General features: G+C 35.0%; 9 protein-coding genes, 1 tRNA gene and 1 pseudogene. 3 read left to right on the top strand and 8 right to left on the bottom strand.

Annotated elements, in window-relative coordinates:
• Positions 1 to 61 precede the first annotated feature (61 nt).
• Positions 62 to 574: pseudogene (locus WOCAOBSORBRA_RS04955) on the top strand (TatD family hydrolase); the annotation flags it as partial.
• A 27-nt stretch (positions 575 to 601) separates the two neighbouring features.
• Here WOCAOBSORBRA_RS04955 and mdh read toward each other — a convergent pair.
• From mdh to WOCAOBSORBRA_RS04920, 7 genes are read right to left on the bottom strand one after another with little or no spacing between them, the layout of a single operon-like run.
• Positions 602 to 1,552, bottom strand: coding sequence for a malate dehydrogenase (gene mdh / locus WOCAOBSORBRA_RS04950; RefSeq protein ID WP_007548577.1), 951 nt, complete (start codon positions 1,550 to 1,552; stop codon positions 602 to 604).
• A 3-nt stretch (positions 1,553 to 1,555) separates the two neighbouring features.
• On the bottom strand, positions 1,556 to 2,128 hold the full coding sequence (locus WOCAOBSORBRA_RS04945; RefSeq protein ID WP_006279573.1) for an NADH-quinone oxidoreductase subunit C: 573 nt from the start codon (positions 2,126 to 2,128) through the stop codon (positions 1,556 to 1,558).
• Positions 2,121 to 2,627: a NuoB/complex I 20 kDa subunit family protein gene (locus WOCAOBSORBRA_RS04940; RefSeq protein WP_006279574.1), complete on the bottom strand. Its 507-nt coding sequence runs from the start codon at positions 2,625 to 2,627 to the stop codon at positions 2,121 to 2,123. Before WOCAOBSORBRA_RS04940 ends, WOCAOBSORBRA_RS04945 begins: the two co-directional genes overlap by 8 nt.
• A gap of 3 nt (positions 2,628 to 2,630) precedes the next feature.
• Positions 2,631 to 2,984, bottom strand: a complete 354-nt coding sequence (locus WOCAOBSORBRA_RS04935) for an NADH-quinone oxidoreductase subunit A (protein WP_006279576.1) — start codon at positions 2,982 to 2,984, stop codon at positions 2,631 to 2,633.
• 18 nt (positions 2,985 to 3,002) lie between these two features.
• Positions 3,003 to 3,371 (bottom strand): HIT domain-containing protein, encoded by a 369-nt coding sequence (locus tag WOCAOBSORBRA_RS04930; protein ID WP_010082356.1) that lies wholly within the window; start codon positions 3,369 to 3,371, stop codon positions 3,003 to 3,005.
• Between the two features lie 3 nt (positions 3,372 to 3,374).
• Positions 3,375 to 3,632: a hypothetical protein gene (locus WOCAOBSORBRA_RS04925; protein WP_010082357.1), complete on the bottom strand. Its 258-nt coding sequence runs from the start codon at positions 3,630 to 3,632 to the stop codon at positions 3,375 to 3,377.
• A 16-nt stretch (positions 3,633 to 3,648) separates the two neighbouring features.
• Positions 3,649 to 4,416 (bottom strand): hypothetical protein, encoded by a 768-nt coding sequence (locus WOCAOBSORBRA_RS04920; protein ID WP_070356981.1) that lies wholly within the window; start codon positions 4,414 to 4,416, stop codon positions 3,649 to 3,651.
• A gap of 183 nt (positions 4,417 to 4,599) precedes the next feature.
• On the opposite strand from WOCAOBSORBRA_RS04920, the gene WOCAOBSORBRA_RS04915 reads away from it, so the two are divergent.
• The gene (locus WOCAOBSORBRA_RS04915; RefSeq protein ID WP_174516051.1) at positions 4,600 to 6,129 is read left to right on the top strand and encodes a UDP-N-acetylmuramoyl-tripeptide--D-alanyl-D-alanine ligase; all 1,530 of its coding nucleotides are present in this window, start codon (positions 4,600 to 4,602) and stop codon (positions 6,127 to 6,129) included.
• Positions 6,130 to 6,179: 50 nt separating this feature from the next.
• Positions 6,180 to 7,130 carry a complex I NDUFA9 subunit family protein gene (locus tag WOCAOBSORBRA_RS04910; RefSeq protein WP_174516050.1) on the top strand — a complete coding sequence of 317 codons (951 nt, stop codon included), beginning with the start codon at positions 6,180 to 6,182 and terminating at the stop codon, positions 7,128 to 7,130.
• Between the two features lie 8 nt (positions 7,131 to 7,138).
• Here the strand turns inward: WOCAOBSORBRA_RS04910 and WOCAOBSORBRA_RS04905 are convergent.
• Positions 7,139 to 7,212 (bottom strand) — tRNA-Arg (locus WOCAOBSORBRA_RS04905).
• Between the last annotated feature and the right edge of the window lie 252 nt (positions 7,213 to 7,464).

Genomic DNA, 7,464 nt, shown 5'->3' with positions numbered 1-7,464 from the left:
AAATATACAGACTTACAACTTTTGGTTGGTAATACCATAATGGAAATTTATCATTCATTTTAGAAAATACTATAGTATCGGTGAAACCGGGTTAGATTTTTATAAATCTGACAACAAAGACAATCAGAAAAAAAGTTTTGCATTACATATAGAAGCGTCAAGAATAACTGGACTACCTTTAGTTATTCACACAAGAAGCGCTGATAATGAGATGATCGATATGTTAAGGTCAGAAATGAAAGCCGGTGCTTTTAGTGGAGTAATGCACTGCTTTGCTTCCTCTAAAGAACTTGCTTATCAATCTATAGATTTGGGGTTATATATTTCATTTTCTGGAATTATTACTTTTAAAAATGCGAGCTTACTCAGAGAAATTGCACAAAATGTACCACGCGAGCGTGTTTTAGTCGAAACTGATGCACCATATCTATCACCTGAGCCTTATAGGGGAAAAAAGAATGAACCAGCAATGGTGAAATACGTTGTTGATTGTTTGGCAGAGTTGTGGAATGAGTCACCAGAACAAGTAGCGAAGGTAACCACAAGCAACTTTTTTAGGCTGTTTGAGCTATAAAGAAGCTCTATAAAACCATTAATTTGCTTATGAACCTAAAGATTTCACCAGCTCTCTCACCGAGTTTACAGACTTATTAAACATTTCTTGTTCACTATCATTCATTTTAACTTCTAGGATCTTTTCAATTCCGTTTTTTCCAATAATTACAGGAACACCAATAAACAACTCTTCTACACCATATTCACCATTAAGGTAAGCAGCACATGGTAATATGCGCCTCTTATCTTTTAAATATGATTCTAACATGCATATAGCTGAAGATGCAGGAGCGTAGTATGCAGATCCAGACTTAAGCAGATCAACTATTTCTTTACCGCCATTGCGAGTGCGTTCAACTATTTCATCGACTTTTTTCTGTGTGATAAGACCCATATCGATAATTTGAGTAAGTGGAACTCCAGCAACTGAAGCACAATTGATTAGTGGTACCATAGTGTCGCCATGTCCTCCAAGCACAAAAGCAGATATATCTTCAACTGAGATATTTAACTCACTTGCAAGAAAGTAACGAAAACGGGAAGAATCAAGCACTCCTGCCATGCCAACAATCATATTAGTTGGAAGGTTTGAAAATTTATGCACCACTGAAACCATGGCATCCAAAGGGTTGGTAACCACTATTACAAACGCGTTTGGAGAATATTTTTTAATATTTTCGCCAACCTCCTTCATTACTTTAGCATTGGTTTGCAGGAGGTCATCCCTGCTCATTCCAGGTTTTCTAGCGATGCCAGCGGTTATTATAATTGCATCGGAGTTTTTTATATCTTCATACCTATTTGTGCCAGTAATATTGACATTAAATCCATCAATAGGGGATGATTCTGCTATGTCGAGTGCTTTACCTTGTGGTATTCCATCACTAATATCAAGTAAAACAACATCACCGAGTTCCCTTAGTGCAATCATATGGGTGAGAGTTCCACCGATATTTCCTGCACCGATTAAAGATATTTTTTTTCTTTGTACTGTCATTTTCTACTCCTTTGTATTTACTTTTATGGTTTTACCTTCCCAAGGCGATAAGCTATCAAACATACGAAAATCTTGCGGTAAATCTATAGGATTATACACAACCTTTTTTGTCTCTATATCATATCTTACTTCCTCATAACCAGTGAGAGGGAAATCTTTTAACATTGGATGACCTTTGAATCCATAGTCTGTTAGAATCCTACGCAAATCAGGGTGATCAGAAAACTCTATTCCATACATATCAAACACTTCACGCTCAAACCACAAAGCCGTACTAAATATCTTCGCTACACTTGGAGGCATGTCGCTTTCACATAACTGAAGCTTTATGTGTACTCTAATATTATGCACAATGCTGAGCAGATTGTATATTAGCTCGAAACGCTTCTCTCTATTTGGATAGTCAACCCCAAAAATATCAACTAATAGTTCAAACCTACACTTTTCATCATCACGTAGAAAGAATAGGTACTTTTCAATTTCATCTAAAGTTGAATATATTACAATAATGCCATCATCTTTTTGAATGCACTCGCATTTGGTCTTTTTTTGTATATACTTTGCAGTTTTATCCATTCCGAGTCCGTTTTATTTTGTTTTGTAGGCATAGCATTCCATATAGCAACGCCTCAGCGGTTGGTGGGCATCCAGGGACATACACGTCAACTGGCACAATTCTATCACAGCCTCGGACTACTGAATAAGAGTAATGGTAATAACCACCACCATTTGCACAACTTCCCATGGAAATAACATACTTCGGGTCTGCCATTTGATCATAAACCTTGCGCAATGCTGCTGCCATTTTATTAGTTAGTGTGCCAGCAACAATCATCACATCTGATTGACGTGGGCTTGCACGAAACATTATACCATATCTATCAAGATCATAACGGCTGGATGCAGTATGCATCATCTCAACTGCGCAACATGCAAGACCAAATGTCATCGGCCACAATGAACCAGACCTTGCCCAATTCATTACATAATCTGTTAAATCACCAAATTTAGTGACAAGAAACCCTTCTTTTTTATAACGACCCCAGTCATCATTAGATAGAATTTGATTTGTCATAAACTACTCCCACTCTAATGCACCTTTACACCATTCATAGATAAAACCTATAGTGAGTATTGCAAGAAATACCATCATAGACCAAAATCCACCATAGCTTATCTTAGATAAAGAAACAGCCCAAGGAAAAAGAAAAGCAATTTCTAAGTCAAATATTATAAATAATATTGAAACTAGGTAAAATTTAATGTCAAAATTTTTCCTTGCACTGGATAGTGGATTGAAGCCACACTCATATGTGGAAAGCTTTTCACCATCTGGCTTACTCACTGCAAGAAACATAGGCAATATACCTAAAGCAAAAGATACTACAATTGATACGCAGATAAAGATTACTATGGTTAAATATTCGCTCATTTAACAAAACATATAACACTATGAGTTTACATGCTTTCCTAACTTTTTACCACCTAAAATATGCACGTGAAAGTGTGGTACAACCTGCTCTCCATTTTCACCGTAGTTAGTGACTAATCTATATCCTGTTTTTTCTAGATTATATTTGTGTGCTATCTCTCTTACAGTTTTGAAGAAATCCGCTATTTCCTCTTCAGGAGCTTTTAGAATGAAATCATCATATGAAATATATTGATTTTTTGATATAACTAAAATATGAACTGGTGCGTCAGGGTACTTATCATGAAAAGCTAGTACATTTTCATTTTCATGTACCTTCTCACAAGGTAACTCACCTCTTAATATTTGAGCAAAGATGTTATCGCTATCATAAACTTCATTGCTCATATTTTAAGAGCGACCTTTCCCTCTTTCTTCGTTTTTCTCTACATTAGGTGTAGATAGTGGTTTTATCGCATCACCAGAAGCATCTTCAAGATTTAAAGAGCTTACAAGTTCCCTTACTTTTACCATGTCCTGCTGTTCTTTCAAAAAGGGTTCTATTCCACTTACCCTTTTTCCAGTAATAACTCCTGGTTGTAAGTGATACATATCCCCAGGAACAGTTAGACTATGATGTCTTTCCTCTATTTTTTTAGCTTCACTCATAATACTCCCCTATAACTTATTTTTGCATTCCACAACTTTGCGACTTACCTGCTTTTATAGCTTCTTGCGCCCATTTTTTCTCACCTGAAGCTATAGTTTCTGAAGGCTGACCAACATCAGACTTCACAACTTTGTCTGATGACTGCTTTTGATTATCATATTCCTTATACAATTTTTCTGCAATACCATACAGCAATTTTAAGTCTGTGTGAACTTTAAATTCTCCACCAGTAATTTTTGCTAGATCTTTAAGGTTACCGTCAACTTTTTGTTTAATTTCTTCAATAGCAAGCTTTTTTATCTCCTCTGGACTCTTTCCTTTATATTTAATGTCTTCAATTATTTTTTTAACATCAACTTCAATTACAATTTTATTTTCTTCTTTAAAGATAGTTACATTTGGCAGGTTTTGCTTTATTTCACCTAATCGTTCTGGCGTCAAATAGGGTATATCCCCTGTCAGAGTCCTTGATGCTAAAAAAGTTACCTTTCCTGTTCCTTTCTTTTGCTCCATTATTTGGACACCAAGATCCTCACTAGCTTGTGTGGTTTCTATAGGTGGATCATATTCTTCAAGTGGGTTGCCAATAATAGAACGTCCGCCATTTTTTATGTCGTGCCGCATTTCATCCCAGGACTTAAACCAATTCTTTGGCCATATAGGGTACACTGCACCCTTGACTAGAACTTTTACACCTCTACCCAGAAAACTTCCTACTCCCGAAGCTGCATTACCAACTTTAGCTAGTATAGAAGTAGATTTTTCATTTTTTCCTGTGAACATACATACCTCCAAGGTACTTTCTACAACTAAATACATTTTAATTATAGACGAAAAAATTTAAACTTCTATATCCATTATAAGATAGAATTATAGGGATTGCAACCATTATTTGCACATTGTCTAAAACATGTAGTATTTTCGCTACTTTTATTGTTCAATTTATTATAAAGAATACTCTAAATTATGTGTAAATGGAACACAAATAATATCATTGATGCAACTGGCGGAAGAGACGTAAATGGTTATAATTGGATACATAGCTCAAATATTTCAACGGACACAAGAAGCATAAAAAAAGGTGATTTATTTATTGCCCTCAAGGGAAAGAATTTTGATGGCCATAATTTTTTGCATGAAGCGTTTTTAAAAGGGGCTATCGCTGCAATAGTGAGTGAGGGTAAATATAAAAGTTTCCCTCTCATTATTGTACAAGATACCCTGAAAGCTTTGCACGATATGGCATCATATTACATTAGAAATGTTCTTATTGATGCTAAAGTTATTGCAGTTACAGGCAGTGTCGGAAAAACCACTACAAAGGATATGCTACACACTGTTTTATCGCAATATGGAGTGTCCCATGCAAACGAAGGTAACTTAAATAATAATATAGGGTTGCCTTTGACAATTCTAAAAGCTCCAAAGAACTGCCAGTACTTAATCCTTGAAATGGGAATGAATAAAGCTGGTGAAATAAAAGAATTATCAAAGATTAGTAATCCAAATATTGCAGTTATTACCAACATCGAACCTGCACATACTGAAAATTTTTCATCACTATTTGACGTTGCACAAGCGAAGTTAGAAATTCTGTATGGTATGAAAAATAACGGTACTTTGGTTTTAAGCAGAGATAATAAATATTATGATTATCTCTCATCACACGCCAATAGAAATGTAATAAGCTTCGGTAAAGATAAAAATGCTGAAGTTTGTTTACTAAACTTAATAAGAAACGATGAATCTTCTGTCATTTCAGCACTATCTTCTGTCATCCCAGTGCTTGACTACTTGGATCCAGGAAGTTCAATTGCAAATGAGCATATCAGACGGTTGTATAATAAAGACTGGATTCCAGCGTCACGCGCTGGAATGACATCAAACCGAGTTGCTAATAGATTAAGTTTAAAAATCAGGCTGAGTGATAATCAAATTATAAACTGTAATTTACGTGTACAAGGTGAGCATTTTGCTTATTCGCTACTTGCTGTTGCAGCAGTTGTGCAAAGCCTCGGACTTGATTTATCAAAATTACCACTTGCACTTAAGAATTTTAGTGTAGCGAAAGGTAGAGGCAATATTCATAAGGTCAAATACAATAGAAAATATATACATTTAATTGATGACTCCTATAACGCCAGCCCTGCTTCGATGAAAACTGCGATAAAAACTTTGAGTATATATTCTAATCAGAGAAAAGTAGCTTTGCTTGGTGATATGTTGGAACTTGGTGATGAAAGCATAGAGTTTCATACAGATTTGGTTAAGATTATCACAGAAAATAATATAGATAAAATTTATACAGTTGGTAAATTTATGTTAGAATTGCATGAGCTTTTGCCAGATAATATAAGAGGCGCGCATTTTAATGATTCTAATCAATTGAAAAGTGATTTAGCTAACATTATTCAGAATAATGACGCAATTCTAGTTAAAGGCTCACGAGGAATGAAAATGGATCTTATTGTACGGGAATTCGTAATAAAATATTAAGCGAAATCATTGTATTAATTTACAGTAACAAATTATTAGGAACTTTAATTGTGATAAAACGTGTAATTATTTTTGGTGGAACGGGGTTTATAGGGAAACACATCGTAAGACGCTTGGCAGCAGAAGGATATTTAATAAAGATATTCACTCGTAATCAGGAAAAAGCTGCTTGTTTAAAATTGTGTGGCAATTTGGGACAAATATCAATATTTAAAGGCGATTTTTTTGATGAACAATCAGTTCTGGATGGTATGGAAGAATGTGATGTAGCTATAAACTTGGTGGGAATATTATATGAAGCAAAAAAGCACGATTTTTACGCTGTTCACGTTAAAATAGCTGAAAGGATAGCAAAAGCTGCAAAAATGAAAAATGTACCTATGATGATACATTTTTCTGCTATGGGAATAGAAAATAGCAAGTTGTCAAAATATGCCAAAAGTAAATTGGAAGGTGAAAAAGCTGTAACTTCAGCATTTCAAAAAGCAATAATAATTAGGCCAAGCCTTGTATTTGGTAAAGAAGACAACTTCTTTAATAAATTTGCAAGATTAGCAACTATTCTTCCTTTCTTACCACTAATTGGCAATGGAACAACTAAATTTCAGCCAATATGTGTAACAGACTTAGCTGAAGTGGTATATCGTATTATCAGTTTTAATAAGCAAGACAAGAAAATTTATAACATGGGTGGACCAAAGGTTTACTCTTTCAAAAGCTTATTGAAGTTTATTCTGAATGTTACTAACAGAAAGTGTTTGTTGATCAATGTATCTTTTCCAATGGCAAAGTTAATAGCTTTCTTTTTAGAAAATAAAATTATTTCTATGCTGCTAAAACCAATAACCGGAGATACGAACCCTATGCTTACTCAAGATCAGGTGAAAGTTATGATGAATAGTTCAATCGAAAAGTCAGTTGACCTTGAAACAATGAAGGTTCGACCATTAGCAATTGAAAATGTGGTGCCAGAGTACTTGAAGATTTATAGAAAGTATTGATAAAAGAGTGTGCCCGGTGGGATTCGAACCTACGACCCACAGCTTAGAAGGCTGTTGCTCTATCCAGCTGAGCTACGGGCACACAACATATATAAAATGCTTCTTAGTACAAGTGAAGTCAAGTACTTCGTGTGAATATGATGTTTATCTTACAAAACCTTGTCATTGCAGTTGTGTGTCGCGCGCTACCGAAATTGGATGCGAGAAGTCTATTTATTTTAGAAAATATTATATAGAAAGTTGCTTGACAAACTCCACCAGCGCCCTTATCATGATAGTGAAGCTATTGTATTTGCTTTCGCCAATCTGCAGATTAAAAGGTAAGGATTACTTA

Source organism: Wolbachia endosymbiont of Cardiocondyla obscurior, assembly GCF_902713635.1.
Lineage (GTDB): Bacteria > Pseudomonadota > Alphaproteobacteria > Rickettsiales > Anaplasmataceae > Wolbachia > Wolbachia pipientis.
The sequence above is the reverse complement of the archived record's forward strand: the minus strand, read 5'-3'. Positions and strand labels throughout refer to the sequence as shown.